Below are 18,142 nucleotides of genomic sequence, written 5' to 3'. Positions count from 1 at the left end.
CGGCCGGCTTCAGCGCTTAGGCGCGGACGACGCGGACCTGCAGGTCCTCTTCGGCCGGCGTCCACGCGGCGGGGTCGGCGTCGACCTGTTCACCGGTTCGGATGTCCTTGACCTGGTGCTTGCCGTCGTCGTCGGTGAACCAGACAAACGGAATGCCGCGGCGGTCAGCGAACTTGATCTGCTTGCCGAACTTCTCCGCCTTAGCCGCCACTTCGGTGGCGATGCCGCGGGAGCGCAGTTGGGCGGCAATGTCCTGCGCCGCGCCCCAGCTCCCGTCATTGTTCAACGCCACGAGTACCGCGGTGGGCACGGTGCGGGAGGCTTTGGCGAGGTCCTGGCTGAGGATCCGGGAGACCAGCCGGGTCACGCCGATCGAGAGGCCGACGCCGGGGAACTTGCGGTTGCCCTTGCTGGCGAGGGCGTCGTAGCGGCCGCCCGAGCAGATCGAACCGAGCTGCTCGTGGCCGACCAGGACGGTCTCCACCACGGTGCCGGTGTAGTAGTCCAGGCCGCGGGCGATGCTGAGGTCGGCGACCACCTTGCCCGGAGCGCGCTGCACGGCGGCGGCGATGACCTGCTCCAGCTCGTTCAGGCCCTCCTCGAGCAGTTCGTTGCTGACCCCAAGCGCCCGGACCTGCTGGACAAACGAGGTGTCCTGAGTGCGTATCCCGGCGAGCTTAAGGGCGGCCTGCGCCTGCTCCTCGGTTGCGCCGAGTTCGGTCTGCAGCAGCTCGGCGACCCTGGCCGGGCCGATCTTCTCGAGCTTGTCGATGCTGCGCAGCACCCCTGCGGTGTCCGTCAGGCCAATGCCGTTATAGAAGCCCTCGGCGAGCTTGCGGTTGTTGATCCGAAGCAGGAAGTCCGGGATCGGCAGGGCACCCAGGGCCTCGGCGATGACCAGCGCGATCTCGACGTCGTAGCGGAACGGCAGTTCGCCGTCGCCGACGATGTCGATGTCCGCCTGGGTGAACTCGCGGGCGCGGCCCTCCTGCGGACGCTCGCCGCGCCAGACCTTCTGGATCTGGTAGCGGCGGAACGGGAACGCCAGGTAGCCGGCGTTCTCCACCACATACCGGGCGAACGGCACGGTGAGGTCGAAGTGCAGGGCCAGGGCGTGCGGGTCGCCCTTGTGTGAAGCGGCCGTGCCCGTTGCGCCCTCAGCCTCGTCGTCCTGGAGCCGGCTCAGGCCGTACACCTCTTTGTCGATCTCACCCTTGCGCAGCAGCTGACCCACCGTCTCCACTGCCCGGGTCTCGATCGAGGAAAAGCCGTGCAGTTCAAAGGTCCGCCGCAGGGTGTCCAGCACATGCAGCTCCACCAGCCGCTCCTCGGGAAGCCACTCGGGGAATCCGGACAGGGAGGCGGTGCGTGCCATGGTGGAATTTTCTCCTCAGATAACGACGGCGGGTCCCTCGGACGCGGCGTTCCGCGCGGACCGGCCAGTCGTGCATAAACTGTGTGCGGCAGTCAGTTTATGCTTTCGGCGCGTGCATCTCTAATGCGGCCGCGGAGGCAGTGCTGCCGGCAGCTTGCGCGCTGCACCCGGATCGGCGCCTTAGGTGCGGCCCGCGTGCGGCCCTACACCCAGGAGGACCTTTGGCGGCCAGTTCACGGAGCGCCCGCGAAGCCAAGCGGCGCGTCCAGCAGATGGAGGCAAAGCGCGAGCTGCGCCGGGAACAGGACAAACGCCGCAAGCGCGACAACATCCTGGCCGCCGCCGCGGGGGCTGCTGCCCTGGTCCTCGCCGTCGTACTGCAGCTGACCGTCTTCGCGAGCAATCCGACGGAGGATGAGTTCAAGGCAGCCGAGGCCGGGTTGAGCAGCCCGTCGGCGTCCGCCACACCGTCACCGGGCGCCAGCAACGGCGAGAACATTCCTAAGCCCGAGACGGCCGCCGGCAAGACCTTCACAGGTGAGCTGGTCCTTAACCTCGGCACTCTCGGCGTCGAACTGGACGGCAGCAAAGCCCCCCAGGCGGCAGCGGTGTTCAAGTCGCTCACAGACCAGGGCTTCTACAAGGGGCTCAGCTGCCACCGGCTGACCATTGCCGATTCGTTCGGCGTCCTGCAGTGCGGTTCCAAGGCCGGCGACGGCAGCAGCGACTCGGCGTACACCTGGGGTCCGCTGGAGAATACCCCCGCGGACAACACGTACCCGGCCGGCACGATCGCTGTGGCCCGGACCGGCGGCAACGCCTACGGCAACGGGACGCAGTTCTTCATCGTCTACAAAGACACTGTGATCCCGGCCGACGCCGCCGGCGGTTACACCGTGGTGGGCAAGGTGACCTCCGGACTCGACGTCGTCCGCAACGTCGCGGCGGCCGGAGTGAAACCGGGCGACAGCCCCACCGACGGCGCACCGGTGGAACCAGTCACGATAGACTCGTTCTCTCTGAAGTAACCAGCCGGGGCCCTCGCGGCCGCGGTGCCGGTATTTCCCTCCAAGCGAAAGACTTCTAGCGGTGACAGACAGTCAGAAATCCGACGAAACAGTGGCAGCAGCTGCCAACCCGACCGACGCCGAGGGTGCGGTGACCGGGGCGGCCAACGAAACCAGCCCGGCCTCCGGCGCTCCGGCGCAGGCCGAAGAGCAGGCCGCAGCGCCCGCTGAGGCGCCGGCCGCCGAGGCTGCTGAGGCTTCCGCTGAGGCGCCGGCCGCCGAGCCCGCTGGGGCGCCTGCCGTTCCGGAGACTGCAGCGCCCGCTCCTGCCCCGGCCCCAGCGCCCCGCCCGGCTCCCTCGCCGGCTGCTTTTGCGGCCCGGCCAAAGGCGACGCCGTCCGTCGCCGCGCCGGCAGCCGTCCCGGCGTCCAGCGCCAGTTCGCTCGCAGAGGCCGCCCGCTGGGGCCGGGTGGAAGGCGACGGCCACGTTTTCCTGACCATTGATGGCGAGGAGCACGTCGTCGGGCAATACCCCGGCGTCAGCGATGACGAGGCGCTGGGCTACTTTGCCCGCAAGTACGACGACGTCGTGGCCCAGATCGTCCTGCTTGAGCAGCGGGTGGCTTCCAAGGCGCCCGCGGCTGACATGCAGAAGACCGTGACCCACCTGCGCGAACAGCTGGCGGGGCGCAACATGGTCGGCGACCTCCGGGCCGCCGAGGGCCGCCTGGACACGCTGTCCGGCCAGATCACTGACCTGGAAAAAACTGAGAAGGCCGAGCACGACGCCGTCCGTGCCGCCGAGCTGGCAGCCCGCGAGGCGATCGTGGCGGAGGCCGAGGAGATCGCCGGGCACGATCCGGCCCAGATCCAGTGGAAGACCTCCAGCGCGCGGATGAACGAGCTTTTCGAGAGCTGGAAGACCGCCCAGAAGAGCGGCGTCCGGCTCGGCCGTGGCAACGAGGATGCGCTCTGGAAGCGGTTCCGTGCCGCGCGGACCGTTTTCGACCGGCACCGCCGCGCGTACTTCTCCCAGCTGGACAGCACCAACTCAGCTGCCAAGGCGGCCAAGGAGAAACTCATCGCCGAAGCCGAGGCGCTGTCGTCCTCGACCGAGTGGGGCTACGCAGCCGGCGAGTACCGCCGCCTGATGGACCAGTGGAAGGCGTCCCCGCGCGCCAGCCGGAAGGATGACGACGCCCTGTGGGCCCGTTTCCGGGCCGCGCAGGACGTGTTCTTCACCAACCGTCAGGCCGCGAACGAGGAAATTGACCAGGAGTACGGCGCGAACCTCGTGGTGAAGGAAACCCTGCTGGCAGAAGCCAACGAACTGCTCCCGATCAAGGATCTTGCCGCCGCCAAGAAGGCACTGCAGTCCATCCGTGACCGCTGGGAGGAAGCCGGCAAGGTGCCCCGCGCGGACATGGGCCGGATCGAAGCGGGCCTGCGCAAGGTCGAGGACGCCGTGCGGCACGCCGAGGATGAGAACTGGAAGCGGTCCAACCCCGAGACGAAGGCGCGCACCAACAGCGCCCTCTCGCAGTTGGAGTCCGCCATCGCCGGGCTGAAGGAAGACCTGGTCAAGGCGGAGAAGGCCGGCGACGAACGCAAGATCAAGGCGGCCCGGGAGGCCCTTGAGGCCCGCCAGGCGTGGCTGGAGCAGCTCGAGCGTTCGGCCAGCGAACTTTCCTAGGTTCCGCCGCCAGGTTCGGCCCGCCAGAGAACAGGCTCCGTCCCCGTTATCCACATGACGGGGACGGGGCCTGTTCCGTGTCCGGGAGCAGGCGGGACGATGGCGGAATGGTCATCCCGCCCGGCCACCCCGCCTCCGGTCACCCGGCCGCCCCGTACGCCTCGGTTGCCCCGCGGCACGCGGGTGTCCCGGCGCCGGTGCTTTACTCCCCCGGAACGCTGTTCTCGTGGGCGGAGCTGCAGGCGATGGCGTCCGACGGGGTGCTGACGCGGCTGTCCCAGCGGGGCTATCTTCCGCCGGGCACCGCTGCCACCGCGCAACTGCGGGCCCGGGCAGCCGCGGGCATGGTTCCGCAGGCTATCCGGCAGCGGGTGGTGGCGGGCCGGATGACCGCTGCCTGGATTTACGGCTGCGCGCCGGAACCTGACCGGCTGGCCCTGTTGGTGGACGCCAGCCGGCGGATCTCCAGCCTCCGGGCCACCCGCGGCTGCAGCTTCCATGAGGTGAGGCTGGGCCCCTTCGACGTTGTCAGCCTGGGCGGGCTTCTGGTCTCCAGCCCGCTGCGGACGGCGGCGGACATCGCCCTGCATGTGGAGCGGGAGCGTGCCGTCCCGGCGCTGCAGGCGCTGCTGGCGGCACCGGAGCTGGACGTGCGGCTGCGGCTGCTGGTCCGGGCGGTGGAAGCGTCACCTCGGGTACCGTACAAGAAGTCCGCCTTGGGGACCCTGGCGATCCTACAGGCAGCGCAGGCCCGCGGATCCCAAGTCGCGGCCCGGGGTCCTGGGCCGGCACCGGACGGGCTCAGGTCGGGCGGTCCGGCGCCGGGCGGTCCGGCGCCGGGCGGCACCTAGCTACAGCCGCGCCTAGCGGTGGCCTGCTCAGCTGCGGCGGCGGTTGCCGGTGGTGCGGTACACGTCGAAGACGCCGTCGATGCGGCGGACCGCGCTGAGGACGTGGCTGAGATATTTCGGATCGCCCATTTCGAAGGCGAACTTCGAGATCGCTACCCGGTCGGTGGAGGTATGCACGCTCGCGGCCAGGATGTTGACGTGGTTCTCGGAAAGGATCCGGGTGACATCGGAGAGCAGCGACTTGCGGTCCAGTGCCTCGACCTGGATTTCCACCAGGAATACGCTGGACTGCGTGGGCGCCCACTCGACGTCGACGATCCGGTCCGGCTGGTCCATCAGGCCCGCCACGTTCGTGCAATCCGTCCGGTGCACCGAGACGCCGGAACCGCGGGTGACAAAGCCCAGGATGGGATCCGGCGGCACCGGGGTGCAGCACCGCGCCAGTTTCACCCAGACGTCGTCGACGCCGCGGACCACGACGCCGGAGTCGGAGTAGCGTGTCTTGCTGACCTGGCTGGGAATGGAAACCTCAGTCAGGTCGTCTTCGGGCGTGTCGTTGCCGCCCAGGCTTTCGACCAGCCGCTCCATCACCGACTGGGCGGAGGTGTGCCCGTCGCCCACCCCTGCGTAGAGGCCGGAGATGTCCTGGTATTTGAAGTCCTCGGCGATCGCGGCGAGGGCGTCGTGGGTCATCAGGCGCTGCAGCGGAAGGTTCTGCTTGCGCATGGCCTTGGTGAGCAGTTCCTTGCCGCGGTCGATCGCTTCTTCGCGGCGTTCCTTGCTGAACCACTGCCGGATTTTGTTGCGGGCCCGGGCGCTCTTGACGAAGTGCTGCCAGTCCTGGCTGGGTCCGGCCCCCTCTGCCTTGGAGGTGAAGATCTCCACCCAGTCGCCGTGGTTCAGTTCGCTGTTCAGCGGCACCAGTTTGCCGTTGACGCGGGCACCGATGGTGCGGTGTCCCACCTCGGTGTGAACCGCGTAGGCGAAGTCCACCGGCGTCGACCCGGCCGGAAGCGCCATCACCTCGCCCTTGGGGGTGAAGACAAACACCTCCCGGGCGTTGATCTCAAAGCGCAGTGAATCGAGGAACTCGCCGGGATCCGAGGTCTCCTGCTGCCAGTCCACCAGGGAGCGGAGCCAGCCCATGTCGCCGTCGCGCGGACTCCCGGGACCGGCCGCGGTGCGGTTGGGCTGGTCTTTGTACTTCCAGTGCGCCGCGACGCCGTATTCGGCGCGCCGGTGCATCTCGTGGGTGCGGATCTGGATTTCCACCGGTTTGCCGCCGGGGCCGATCACCGTGGTGTGCAGCGACTGGTACATGTTGAACTTGGGCATGGCGATGTAGTCCTTGAACCGGCCCGGGAGCGGGTTCCAGCGCGAATGCATGGCGCCGAGCGCGGCGTAACAGTCGCGGACCGAGTCGACGAGCACACGGACGCCCATCAGGTCGTTGATGTCGTCGAAGTCCTTGTCGCGGACGATCATCTTCTGGTAGATCGAGTAGTAGTGCTTGGGTCGGCCGGTGATGGTGGCCTTGATCTTGGCCGCTCGGAGGTCCTCGGTGATCTGGTTGCGGATGACGCCCAGGTTCTTTTCCCGCTCGGGGGTGCGCTCCCCGACCATCCGTACGATTTCCTCGTAGACCTTCGGGTACAGCGCCGCGAAGGACAGGTCTTCGAGTTCCCATTTGATCGTGTTCATGCCGAGCCGGTGGGCCAGCGGGGCGAAGATCTCCAGGGTTTCGCGGGCTTTCTTGGCCGAGGATTCCGCCGAGACAAACCGCCAGGTGCGGGCGTTGTGCAGCCGGTCGGCGAGTTTGATCATCAGCACGCGGATGTCTTTGGCCATCGCCACGACCATCTTGCGCACGGTCTCGGACTGGGCAGCCTCGCCGAAGCTGACCTTGTCCAGTTTGGTGACGCCGTCCACCAGCATGGCAACTTCGGGGCCGAACTCGCCCTTCAGGTCCTCCAGCGTGTAGGACGTGTCCTCGACGGTGTCGTGCAGCAGCGCCGCAGCCAGCGTGGTCCCGTTCAACCCCAGCTCGGCCAGGATCGTCGCGACCGCCACAGGGTGGGTGATGTACGGGTCGCCGCTCTTGCGCTTCTGCCCGCGGTGGCAGCGCTCCGCAACGACGAAGGCGCGCTGGATGAGTTCGAAGTCGTCTTTGGGGTTGTTGGCACGCACGGTGCGCAGCAACGGCTCCAGAATGGGCGAGTAAGCGGGCGTGCCGCGGCCGGTCAGGCGCGCAAGCCGGGACCGGGTGCGTTCGCGCCGGCCGGGGAAAGTGGGCCGGGTGCCGGTGTTGTCCACGGGGACCGCCGCGTCAGGGCGTCCGGGAGCCGCGAGGCCAGTCTGAGCAGCCTGGCCGTTGGCCTTTTCCGCCGGAGCTGCAGGCGCCGACGTCGAACGTTCTTCCAAGAAAGCAACCTCTTCCAACCCGTTAATTCTTCAAGTGTATTCCCGCGGCAAGGGCTTCGATAACCGACGCCCAACGACGGCGGGCCGGAGAACGTCGCGGGAACGTTCTCCGGCCCGTCGGGGCAACGCCGCAGCAGGCGCTGCGGGTCAGGAGGTGGCTGGTGCCGTCTTGGCGGCGTCGGCGCGGCGCTGCTGCACCCGCTTCGCCTGCTTGATCAGCTCCGGCTCGCCCTGGCGCAGCCACGCGTAGAGCGGAGCAGCGACGAAAATCGTCGCCGCAGTGCCGATCAGGATGCCCACGAAAAGCGCCAGTGAGAGGTCACGCAGCGTTCCGGCGCCCAGCAGCCCGGCGCCGATGAACAGGATCGCACCGACCGGCAGGATGGCGACCATCATGGTGTTGATGGAGCGCACCAGGGTCTGGTTGACGGCGAGGTTGACCTCTTCGCCGAAGGTGCGCCGGGTGGATGCCTGCAGGTCCGCGGTGTTTTCGCGGATCTTATCGAAGACCACCACGGTGTCGTACAGCGAGTAGCTAAGCACCGTGAGGAACCCGATGATGGCCGACGGGGTGACTTCGAAGTCGCTGAGCGAGTACACCCCGGCTGTGATGAACATCGTCACCGCCATGCCGGCAAGGGCCGACAGGGACATCTTCCAGGTCCGGAAGTACAAGGCCATCAACACTGCGGCGAGGCCGACGAAGACGGCCAGGCCGAGCAGGGCCTGCTTGGTCACGTCGGCGCCCCAGGTGGGTCCGACGAAGGTCGAGGTGACCTCGTTGTCGGTTACACCGTAGGCCTTGGTGAGGCCGTCCTTGATCCGCAGCGTCTCATCGTCGCTGAGCTTGTCGGTCTGGATCCGCATCGTGTTGCCGGCGACGTTGGCGACCCGCGGGACGCTGCCGGAGACGACGTCCTGGACCGCTTTCTCGCCCAGGCCGGGGTCCCGGTCCTTGACGTTGGAGACGGTGAACTCGGAACCGCCGCGGAACTCGATGCCCAGGTTGAAGCCGCCCTTGGCGACCGGGAGCAGGATGGACAGCGCCACGGCGACGGCGGCGATCAGGAACCAGATCTTCTTGGAGCCGACGAAGTCGTACGAGCGCTTGCCGGTGTAAAGCTCGTTACCGAAAGTAGCGAAACTGGCCATTTACTTGCCCTCCTTGGACGTGACCCGGGAGGAACCGGCAAGCTGTCCCCGTTGTCCTGGTTTGTCCTGTTCCTGCCTTTCGGCAAGGCGTCGTTCTGCGATGGTCATCCGGCGCTCGGCTTCGGCCGCGGCTCCGGTGTTCTTGACGCGGACTGCAGCCACCGGCTTGTCCTCCGGGGTGCGGATCCGCCCGGCACCCCGGTACAGCGGAACGGCGCCGAGCCGCTTCGGGTCAAGGCCGGAGAACTTGTGGCCTTCACCGAAGAACTTGGTGCGGGCCAGCAGCTGCAGCGTCGGGTGGGTGAACATGAAGACGACGATCAGGTCGGCGATAGCGGTCAGGCCCAGGGTGAAAGCGAACCCTCGGACGTTGCCCACGGCGACGAAGTACAGCACAAGTGCGGCCAGCAGGTTGACGGCCTTGGAGGCGAGTACGGTCCGCTTGGCGCGCTTCCAGCCGTTCTCCACGGCCGAAACCAGGCCGCGGCCCTCGCGGAGTTCGTCGCGGATGCGTTCGAAGTAGACGATGAAGGAGTCCGCCGTCTGGCCGATCGCCACGATGATGCCGGCCACACCGGCCAGCGACAGCCGGTAGTTTTCGGTCCAGCCGAGGATCGCGATGGCCAGGTAGGTCAGCGCACCGGCGACGACGAGTGAGGCGACGGTGACGAAGCCAAGGGCCCGGTACTGGAACAGCGAGTACACCACGACCAGCAGAAGGCCGATCAGGCCGGCGAGCATGCCCATGCGCAGCTGCTCACCGCCGAGGGTGGCCGAGATCTGCTGTTCGCTCTGGATCTCGAAGCTGATCGGCAGCGCACCGAAGCGCAGCTGGTCGGACAAAGCCTTGGCAGTCTGTTCGGTGAAGCCGCCGGTGATCTGCGGGCGGCCGTCGGTGATGACAGCCTGGGCCCGCGGTGCGGAAATGACCTGGTCGTCCAGGACAATGGCGAACTGCGCCTTCGGATCCGAGCCGCTCTCGCCGCCGGCCGCGACGTAGAACTTGTTCAACCGCTCGGTGACGGTCTTGAACTTCGCGGTGCCCTCTTCGTTGAACTGGATGTTGACAGCCCACTGGTTGGTCACCGCCCCCTGCGCGCCGCTTTGCAGCTGGAAGGTTGACGTGGTGATGTTTGAGCCTTTGACCTCTACCGGGCCGAGGATGTACTTGACCGCGGGCCTGCCTTCGGAGGCAGGTTCACAGGTCACGAGCGGCTTGGCCGGATCGGAGCGCTCCTGCTTGTCCTGGGCCGGGTTGTCGCAGTCGAGTGCCTCGAACTTCTTGTAGATGTCCGCGGTGACCCAGTTCTCGTCGCTGCTATTGGCAGGTGGGGCGGTGGGTTTGGGCAGTTTGTCTTCCGGCGTCCGGGACTCCGGGGGCACGGCTGCGCCGGCCCCCGCCTGGATGACCGGGCGGAAGTTCATGTCGGCGGATGCCTGGATCAGCGCGCGGGTCTCCTTGGAGGGAGTGCCGGGGAGGCTGACGATGACGTTGCGGCCGGACTGCGTGCTGATTTCCGCTTCCGCGACGCCGGAGCCGTCTACGCGCTGGCGGATGATCGCCACGGCTTGGTTGAGCTGTTCTTCGTTGATGCCCGAACCGCCCTCCACCTTGGGCGCCAGGATCATCTGGGTGCCGCCTTCAAGGTCCAGGGCCAGCTTTGGAGCCCAGCTCGCGTGCCCGGCCATGGTGCCGCCGGCGAGGACAGCAGTCAGGACCGCGAGGATTACGCCAAGCCAGACCAGCACCCTGCGGGCTGTGTGTTTGGGGGCAGTTCGTGCCATTGTCGATCTTTCTATTGTTTACGGAGGAACCGCCGGTGCGGCCTGTCAGGCCTGCACCGGCGGATGCCCGCGCACCGTAGCTTCGCGGGATAGCTCAGGAGGCAGACTAGCTGTCTTTCCTGCCTTCGTCGTTCAGGCGGCGGAGGGTTTCGTCCGGCGTTTCGACGCGAGGGGCGTCGCCGGCGGCAGTGGCGCCGGTGCCGGTCGTGCCGGTCGTGCCGGTACCCACGGCGCCGTTTCCGACCGTGCCGTTTCCGGTCGCGCCCGGAGTGTCCACGGTGCCGGTTGTGCCCAGGCTCAGCGAGGAAGCGTCGTCGGGAACAATGGTCGGCTCCCCGGCTGCGGCGACAGGCTCAACAATCTTGCTGACGGCCTGGCGGTGCACGACGGCGGTGTTGCCCGGGGAAAGCTCCAGGACGACCTTGTTCTCGGCCTCGTCGATCTCGACGATGCGGCCGAACAGGCCAAAGCTGGTCATCACTTCAACACCGGGGCCGAACTTCGACTGGAGCTCCGTCTGCTGCTGCTGTGTCTTCTTGTTGCGGCGGAACATCATGAAGACGAACACACCGAGCATGACGAACAGAAGAATTGTCATTGGATCCAAGGGGAAAGTTCCGATCTGTACTTACAAGCTGGTTTTCCAGCAACGTCCGCTTCGCTCCGGGGCCACTTGGCGGAGGACCTGGCAGGAAACTCATGCCAGCCAACGCCGGCTTGGTGTAGCCGTGCACGGAAACAAAGGCCCGAACGTGCCGAGCGTCATACCAGTCTAAAGGGAAATAGTCATTAGGGAGTGCTATTGACTATTACGGATCGGCTTCTTCCGCGCTCAGGCGCCGAACCCGGCCGGTTCGCCGTCCGCGTCCTCGGCCTGGAACAGGTCCAGCGGTTCCTGGCCGAACATGCCGGCGGGCACCGCGAAGCCGAGGTGGGTCCACGCCGGGGCGAGGGCGATCCGCCCCCGCGGTGTCCGGCCCAGCAGGCCTTCGCGGACCAGGTACGGTTCGGCCACGGTCTCCACCGTTTCCGTTTCCTCACCCACGGCGATGGCGAGGGTGGACAGGCCGACCGGCCCGCCGCCGAATTTGGTGATGAGCGCCTCCAGCACGGCACGGTCCAGCCGGTCCAGGCCGCGCTTGTCCACTTCGTACATGTCGAGGGCTGCCGACGCGGCCCGCGCGTCGATCTGTTCGACACCGTGCACCAGTGCCCAGTCCCGGACGCGCCGCAGCAGGCGGTTGGCGATGCGGGGCGTGCCCCGGGAGCGGCCGGCGATCTCGCTGAAGCCGGCCGAGTTCACCTTCAGGTCCAGCAGGCCGGCGGAGCGGCGCAGCACCAGTTCCAGTTCCTCCACGGAATAGAACTCGAGGTGGCCGGTGAAGCCGAAGCGGTCGCGCAGCGGGCCGGGCAGCAGGCCGGCGCGGGTGGTGGCGCCGACCAGGGTGAAGGGCGGCAGTTCGAGTGGAATCGCGGTCGCGCCTGCGCCCTTACCGACGACGATGTCGACGCGGAAGTCCTCCATGGCCATGTAAAGCATTTCCTCAGCCGGCCGGGACATCCGATGGATTTCGTCGAGGAACAGCACCTCGCCCTCGGAGAGTGAGGACAGGATCGCGGCGAGATCTCCCGCGTGCTGGATCGCTGGGCCGCTGCTGATTCGCAGCGGGGCGTTCATCTCGGCGGCGATGATCATGGACAGGGTGGTTTTGCCGAGTCCGGGCGGGCCGGACAGCAGCACGTGGTCGGCGCTGCGGCCGCGCATCCGGGACGCCTCCAGCACGAGCGACAGCTGTTTGCGGACCCGGTGCTGGCCTACGAAGTCGTGCAGGTTTTTGGGCCGGAGCGCAGCCTCGATGGCGCGTTCCTCCGGCTCCTCTCCCCCGGCGGTGAGCGACGGCTCAGCCACGGGCGCCTACCCGGTTCCCGGCACGTGCGCCGTCCTGGCCCAGCCAGCGCAGCGTGGCGCGGAGGATTTCCGCAACGTTGCCCTTTTCGGCCAGTTCGGGGGAATCAGCCAGTGACTTGTCAATGCTGGCGGTGGCGTCCTTCTCGGACCAGCCCAGGCTGGTCATCGCGGCGACCACTTGCGGCTTCCAGACCGTCTCGGCCGACGACGTGGCCGGCGCGGCGCTGCCCGGGGTGCCGTGCGGCACGAGCTTGCCCGCCAGTTCCAGCACGATCCGACCGGCGACCTTGGGGCCAATACCGGGAACCTTGGTGAACGCCTTGCCGTCGCCCGAGTGCGCAGCGATGCGGATGGCCTCGGGTTCATGGACTGCCAGGACGGCGAGTGCCAGCCGCGGTCCGACGCCGCTGACGCTGAGCAGCACGTCAAAGACCTCGCGTTCGTCGTCGCTGGCGAAGCCGAACAGCGTCAGCGAGTCCTCGCGCACGATCAGGGAGGTGAACAGCTTACCTTCGTCCCCGACGCGGAGCCTACTGAGGGTCTGCGGCGTGGCGTTGACGCTCATGCCGGCACCGTTGAGGTCGATCACGGCCGAGGACAGGCCGACGTGCGCAACGGTTCCGCGGAGAAAACTGATCAAGGCCTGGCTCCTGTTTTACGGCTGGGCTGCAGCCGGCTATCCGAACATATCTACGAATACCCTAGCAAGCGGCGCGGACATTCAGCGCGCACGCCGCGCTTTGGCTTCGGCGTCGGCCCAGGCGCGCTGCGCGGGGGTGAGCGACTGGCGGCCAGGGCCCGCGGCGGAGCCGGCGGCGCCAGTGCCGGCACTTCCACCGCCGGCAGTGGCGCCGCCGGACCGCCAGGCGTGGGTGATCGCCAGGGCGAGGGCATCGGCGGCGTCGGCCGGGCGCGGCGGAGCGTCGAGCCGGAGGATCTTGGTGACCAGCTTGGTCACGGCGTCCTTGTTGGAGGTGCCGCTGCCGGTCACGGCGGCCTTGACTTCGGACGGCGTGTGCAGCGCGACCGGGATGCCGCGCCGCGCGGCGGCGGCTATCACGACGCCGGAGGCCTGGGCGACGCCCATCACGGTGCTGACGTTGAGCTGGGAAAAGACGCGTTCGACGGCGAGGACGTGCGGTTCGTGCTTGTCGAGCCAGTCGTCGATCGAGGTGGCGATCACCAGCAGGCGCTGGTCCAGGTCTTCTTCCGGCGAGGTGCCGACGACGCCGAACGCCACCATCGTGGCTCGGCGGTTCTTCTCGACGTCGACGACGCCGATTCCGCAGCGGGTGAGGCCGGGATCGACGCCGAGGACGCGCAGGGTCACTCGGCTTCCAGTGCGGCCTGCACTTCGTCGCTGAGGTCGGCGTTGCTGTAGACGTTCTGTACGTCGTCGAGCTCTTCCAGTGCGTCCACGAGTTTCATGAACTTCTTGGCGGCGTCGACGTCCAGCGGCACCTGCATGGACGGCACGAACTCGGCCTCGTCGGTGTCGTATTCCATGCCGGCTTCCTTCAGCGCATCGCGGATGGCCTGCAGGTCAGTCGGTTCGGAGTGGATCTCGAAGCTGTCGCCGTTGTCCTTGACTTCCTCGGCACCGGCGTCGAGGACAGCCATCAGCACGTCGTCCTCGGTCAGGCCGTTCTTCGGCAGTGAGACGACGCCTTTACGGGAGAACAGGTAGCTGACCGAACCGGGATCGGCGATGGTGCCGCCGTTGCGGGAGATCGCGAGCCGGACCTCGGAGGCGGCGCGGTTCTTGTTGTCGGTGAGGCACTCGATCAGCAGTGCCGAACCCTGCGGGCCGCGGCATTCGTACATGATTTCGGTATAGTCCACGACTTCGCCGGTGAGGCCGGCGCCGCGCTTGATGGCGCGGTCAATGTTGTCGGCGGGAACCGAGGTCTTCTTGGCTTTGGTGACGGCAAGTTCCAGGCTCGGGTTGCCGGCCAGGTCGGGTCCGCCCATGCGCGCGGCAACTTCGATGTTTTTGATCAGCTTGGCGAACGACTTGGCCCTGCGGCTATCGAGGATGGCCTTCTTGTGCTTGGTCGTCGCCCATTTGGAGTGACCTGACATGCTTTACGCTTCTCCTCTGATCATTCGAATAAACAGTTCGTGCACGCGCTTCTCCCCCGTCACTTCCGGGTGGAAGGAGGTGGCCAGCAGCTTGCCGGAACGCACTGCAACAATTCTAGCCGTCCCTTCGAGGGATTCCGGGTGGCCGGCCCGGGACGGTTCCACCCGGGCGAGGACCTCCACGCCGTCGCCGACGCGCTCCACCCAGGGGCCGCGGATAAAGGCTGCATGCACCGGGGCGACGCCGGACTCACCGGCGCTGAACTCCAGGCCTTTGAACTCCAGGTCAGTCTCGAACGATTCACGCTGCCTGCCGAAGGCGTTGCGGCGCACCGTGATGTCCAGTCCGCCGAACGTCTGCTGCGGGTTGCCGGCAAGGTCCGTGGCGGGGTCGGCGATGTCGTCCGCCAGCAGGATCATGCCGGCGCAGGAGCCGTAGACGGGCAGTCCGGACTGGATCCGTTCGCGCAGCGGGTCCTGCAGTTCAAACGCCCTGGCCAGCTTGTCGATCGCGGTCGATTCCCCGCCGGGAATGATCAGGCCGTCGAGGCCTTCCAGTTCGGAGGGGCGGCGGACGCCGACGCCGGTGGCGCCGGCGGCGTCCATCGCCCGCAGGTGCTCACGGAAGTCGCCCTGCAGCGCCAGGACGCCGATCCGCAGGCCCAAACCCGCGCGGGAGCCAGGCAGGAAGGAAGGGGAAGTCATACTGCCAGCATAGTGCGCGGGAATTCCGCGGGCCGCACCGGGGCGGCCCGCCCGGCCGGGTTCCATGCCGCCGCTGGGATATATTACAAAGCATGCTCTACTTCAGCGTTCCGCTCGGCAAACTCGTCCGCCGGGTCTCCCGGCTCCGGGGCGGAGGCTCGGCCCTCCCCGGCCTGGTGGTCGAAAAAATGGATCCCGGTTTCATGCAGCGGACGCTGTCCACCCTGCCGCTGGGCGTCGCCGTCGTCAGTGGCACAAACGGCAAGACCACCACCACCAAAATGGTGGTCGAACTGCTGGAGAGTCAGGGCCTGAGGGTCTTCACGAACCGTACCGGCAGCAACTTCACCCGCGGTGTGGCCGCGGCCCTGCTGGGCGAGGTCAACTGGCGGGGGCGGCTTGACGCCGACGTCGCCGTGCTCGAGCTGGACGAGGCCCATGCCGTGCACTTCGTCAACAAGGTTCCGCCGCGTTACTGCCTCTTGCTGAATGTCCTCCGCGACCAGCTGGACCGTTTCGGCGAAATCGACAAGACTGCCGAGCTGCTCCAGCACATCGCGGCCAAGACCACCGGGACCGTGGTCCTGAACCGCGAGGACCCGCGTGTCGCCCGGATCGCGGACACACTCGCAGCAGAGACGTCCGGTGGTCCCGCGGTGCGGTACTTCGGCCTCGACGACTCGCTGCTCAGCACCTTCCCCAACGACGACGAGATGCGCGCCGCGCCGGGCAGCCCTGTGCCGGCAGCCCCCGCCAAGCCGGACGCCGACGTGGTGCTGCGCCGGGTGGGCGCCGACGACGCCGACTTCGAGTACGACGGCGCCACAGTCAGCACCCGGATGAAACTGCGCGGCGTCTACAACATCTTCAACGCGGCGGCAGCGCTGACCCTGGCCCGGGCCATCGCGGTGCGAGATGCCGGTGCGGCCGCCGACAATGAAGGGCTGTTGAAGGCCCTCGCCAACGTGGCGCCGGCCTTCGGCCGCGGCGAAAGCCTCGTCGTCGACGGCCTTCCGCTCGAGCTGGTGCTGGTCAAGAACCCCAGCGGTTTCCGGCTGGGCCTAAAGTCGTTCCCCGCCGCCGGGTACGCCACCATGATCGCGATCAATGACAATTACGCCGATGGACGGGACATGTCCTGGCTGTGGGACGTGGAATTCGACACCCTGCGCGAAGGCGGCGTGGACCAGCTCTCGGGCTCCCGCGCCTACGACATGGCGTTGCGGCTGCAGTACGACGACGTCGCCATCGGCGCCGTCGATACGGACCTTCCCGCCGCCCTGGCCGCCTTCATCCGCGGCGCCAAGGACCAGCCGAAGCGCATCTTCTGCACCTACACCGCCATGCTGGCCATCCGCCGCGAACTGTCCAAAATCACCACTGTGGAGGTGGTCTCTTGACCCCCGAATCGCCGGAATCCGCTGAATCCCCCGACTCGCCTGAGGAGCACGAACTGTCTTTCGGTCACGTTCTGCCGCCCGAGGAGCCGGCCGCGCCGAGCAAGGGCACCATCCGGGTGCTGCAGCTCTACCCGCGGGACATGAACATCTACGGCGACTGGGGCAACGCCCTGGTGCTGGCCCAGCGGCTCCGCTGGCACGGCTACACCCCGGAGTTGCTGGAGTACAACGTTGGCGATGACTTCCCCGCCGACGTCGACCTGATCGTGGGCGGCGGCGGCCAGGACAGCGGCCAGCTGGTGATCCAGGATGACCTGCTGTCCAGAGAGACGGTGCTCAAGGAACTGGCTGAGGACGGCACGCCCATGCTGGTGATCTGCGGGCTGTACCAGCTGTTCGGCAAGTTCTTCAAGACCCGGACCGGCTCGGTGATCCCCGGCATCGGTGTCCTGGACGTGGGAACCCAGGGCACGGATGAACGGCTGATCGGCAACGTCACGGTGGCCTCACCGGAGTTCGGCACGGTGCTGGGCTATGAGAACCACAGCGGCCAGACGACGCTCGGCCCCGGGGTCGAACCGCTGGGCACCACGGCCAAAGGCACCGGCAACAACAGCAGCGATGGCCAGGAAGGCGCCCGCTACCGCAACATTGTGGCGAGCTACCTGCACGGTTCGCTCTTGCCCAAGAACCCGGCACTGGCGGACTTCCTGATCAAGACCGCCGCGGAGCGCAAGTTCGGCAGCTTCACGCCCGGCTCCCCCGACGACTCCTACGCTGTCCTCGCCCGCGAGCACGCGGCCCGCCGCCCGCGCTGACGACCGGCCCGCCGGCGGCCAACCCTGCGACGGCACCGGACACGGCATTCATACTATCCGGGGCCTTTACCGACGCTTTAGTTCCTAATCAGTGCGGCGAACTCCGCCGGCCGGGTTGCGGGCCACCAGTGGCCGTTGTCCACCCGCGCTACCGTCAGGTCGTCGACCCACGTTTCGAGCCCCTCCACCAGGTCCGGGGACAGGAACGGGTCCCGGACCGGCACCACGACCAGCACGGGCATGACGACCCTTGCCGCCGCCGGCCACTTCCGCGCCGTGAACATATTGGCCCGGTAGAGCGCCAGGCCTCGGACCGGGTCGTTCCCGACGTCGCGCTTGGCCAGTTGCTCGTATCGCCGGGTCAGGAACAACCGCCAGACGGCCTCCGGCAGCACCGGAAGCATGAAAGCACCGACGTACCAGCTGCGCAGCAACTGCCCCGCCAGCTGGGGCCACGCCCGCGGCCTGCGGTAGCGGGCGCGCATCCAGCGTGACAAGTGGCGCAGGTCCGGGCCGGAGATGGACGTGTACCGGCTGATCAGGGCCGCGGCGCGCGGATCCTGCACCGCGGCCCAGCCCTGGATCGAGCCCCAGTCGTGGCCCACCACGTGGACGGCGCCTGCACCTCCGGCCGCACCGACGGCAGACAGCACCGCGAAAAGGTCGTCCACGAGCGTCGCCAAGCTGAAGTCGCCAGGACTTCCGGTGACGTCCGAGGCACCTGCGTTCCGGGTGTCGTAGGCGACCACATGGTGGCTGGACGCGAGCTGTTCGATAGCAGGGAGAAAGACCCGGTGGTCGTCCGGGTAGCCGTGGACCAGCAGCAGCGTCGGAACGCCCGGGCCCGGCTGCGGGCCGTACTCGAAGACGGCAAGCTCGGCACCGCGTGCCGCGACGCTCCGCCGTCGTTCGCTCAGCCCTTCCCGAGGTTCGGATGATTTCAA

At 67.6% G+C, this 18,142-nt stretch carries 16 protein-coding genes; 5 read left to right on the top strand and 11 right to left on the bottom strand.

The window, feature by feature from the left end; translation table 11 throughout:
• Positions 1 to 16: 16 nt before the first annotated feature.
• Complete coding sequence (gene hisS, locus QFZ61_RS11550; protein WP_307036147.1) at positions 17 to 1,375, bottom strand: histidine--tRNA ligase; 1,359 nt, start codon at positions 1,373 to 1,375, stop codon at positions 17 to 19.
• Positions 1,376 to 1,596: 221 nt separating this feature from the next.
• On the opposite strand from hisS, the gene QFZ61_RS11545 reads away from it, so the two are divergent.
• The 3 genes from QFZ61_RS11545 to QFZ61_RS11535 all read left to right on the top strand — a co-directional run bounded on the left by QFZ61_RS11545 (position 1,597) and on the right by QFZ61_RS11535 (position 4,926).
• A complete protein-coding gene (locus QFZ61_RS11545; protein WP_307036145.1) occupies positions 1,597 to 2,403 on the top strand; it encodes a peptidylprolyl isomerase in 807 nt (268 codons plus the stop codon).
• 61 nt (positions 2,404 to 2,464) lie between these two features.
• Positions 2,465 to 4,075: a DUF349 domain-containing protein gene (locus QFZ61_RS11540; protein ID WP_307036142.1), complete on the top strand. Its 1,611-nt coding sequence runs from the start codon at positions 2,465 to 2,467 to the stop codon at positions 4,073 to 4,075.
• 107 nt (positions 4,076 to 4,182) lie between these two features.
• Entirely contained in the window at positions 4,183 to 4,926 is a 744-nt protein-coding gene (locus QFZ61_RS11535) for a hypothetical protein (protein ID WP_373427153.1), read from the top strand.
• 27 nt (positions 4,927 to 4,953) lie between these two features.
• On the opposite strand, the gene QFZ61_RS11530 is transcribed toward QFZ61_RS11535, so the two are convergent.
• From QFZ61_RS11530 to pdxT, 9 genes are all read right to left on the bottom strand, one after another.
• Positions 4,954 to 7,347 (bottom strand): bifunctional (p)ppGpp synthetase/guanosine-3',5'-bis(diphosphate) 3'-pyrophosphohydrolase, encoded by a 2,394-nt coding sequence (locus QFZ61_RS11530; RefSeq protein ID WP_373427152.1) that lies wholly within the window; start codon positions 7,345 to 7,347, stop codon positions 4,954 to 4,956.
• Between the two features lie 147 nt (positions 7,348 to 7,494).
• A complete protein-coding gene (secF, locus tag QFZ61_RS11525; RefSeq protein WP_307036141.1) occupies positions 7,495 to 8,499 on the bottom strand; it encodes a protein translocase subunit SecF in 1,005 nt (334 codons plus the stop codon).
• Positions 8,500 to 10,284, bottom strand: a complete 1,785-nt coding sequence (gene secD, locus QFZ61_RS11520) for a protein translocase subunit SecD (RefSeq protein WP_307036139.1) — start codon at positions 10,282 to 10,284, stop codon at positions 8,500 to 8,502.
• Positions 10,285 to 10,390: 106 nt separating this feature from the next.
• Positions 10,391 to 10,882 (bottom strand): preprotein translocase subunit YajC, encoded by a 492-nt coding sequence (gene yajC, locus QFZ61_RS11515; RefSeq protein WP_307036137.1) that lies wholly within the window; start codon positions 10,880 to 10,882, stop codon positions 10,391 to 10,393.
• Positions 10,883 to 11,116: 234 nt separating this feature from the next.
• A complete protein-coding gene (gene ruvB, locus QFZ61_RS11510) occupies positions 11,117 to 12,193 on the bottom strand; it encodes a Holliday junction branch migration DNA helicase RuvB (protein WP_307036134.1) in 1,077 nt (358 codons plus the stop codon).
• Complete coding sequence (gene ruvA / locus QFZ61_RS11505; protein ID WP_307036132.1) at positions 12,186 to 12,833, bottom strand: Holliday junction branch migration protein RuvA; 648 nt, start codon at positions 12,831 to 12,833, stop codon at positions 12,186 to 12,188. The genes ruvB and ruvA overlap by 8 nt, the downstream gene beginning before the upstream one ends.
• A gap of 81 nt (positions 12,834 to 12,914) precedes the next feature.
• On the bottom strand, positions 12,915 to 13,523 hold the full coding sequence (gene ruvC / locus QFZ61_RS11500; RefSeq protein ID WP_307036130.1) for a crossover junction endodeoxyribonuclease RuvC: 609 nt from the start codon (positions 13,521 to 13,523) through the stop codon (positions 12,915 to 12,917).
• A complete protein-coding gene (locus QFZ61_RS11495; RefSeq protein ID WP_307036128.1) occupies positions 13,520 to 14,275 on the bottom strand; it encodes a YebC/PmpR family DNA-binding transcriptional regulator in 756 nt (251 codons plus the stop codon). The genes ruvC and QFZ61_RS11495 overlap by 4 nt, the downstream gene beginning before the upstream one ends.
• 3 nt (positions 14,276 to 14,278) lie before the next feature.
• Entirely contained in the window at positions 14,279 to 14,980 is a 702-nt protein-coding gene (gene pdxT / locus QFZ61_RS11490; protein ID WP_307036126.1) for a pyridoxal 5'-phosphate synthase glutaminase subunit PdxT, read from the bottom strand.
• Between the two features lie 92 nt (positions 14,981 to 15,072).
• On the opposite strand from pdxT, the gene QFZ61_RS11485 reads away from it, so the two are divergent.
• Complete coding sequence (locus tag QFZ61_RS11485) at positions 15,073 to 16,380, top strand: Mur ligase family protein (RefSeq protein WP_307036124.1); 1,308 nt, start codon at positions 15,073 to 15,075, stop codon at positions 16,378 to 16,380.
• A 53-nt stretch (positions 16,381 to 16,433) separates the two neighbouring features.
• Entirely contained in the window at positions 16,434 to 17,198 is a 765-nt protein-coding gene (locus QFZ61_RS11480; RefSeq protein WP_373427200.1) for a type 1 glutamine amidotransferase, read from the top strand.
• Positions 17,199 to 17,275: 77 nt separating this feature from the next.
• On the opposite strand, the gene QFZ61_RS11475 is transcribed toward QFZ61_RS11480, so the two are convergent.
• Positions 17,276 to 18,142, bottom strand: coding sequence for an alpha/beta fold hydrolase (locus tag QFZ61_RS11475; RefSeq protein WP_307036122.1), 867 nt, complete (start codon positions 18,140 to 18,142; stop codon positions 17,276 to 17,278).

It is taken from the genome of Arthrobacter sp. B3I4 (assembly GCF_030816855.1).
Lineage (GTDB): Bacteria > Actinomycetota > Actinomycetes > Actinomycetales > Micrococcaceae > Arthrobacter.
This window is presented reverse-complemented; position numbering and strand designations above follow the sequence as displayed.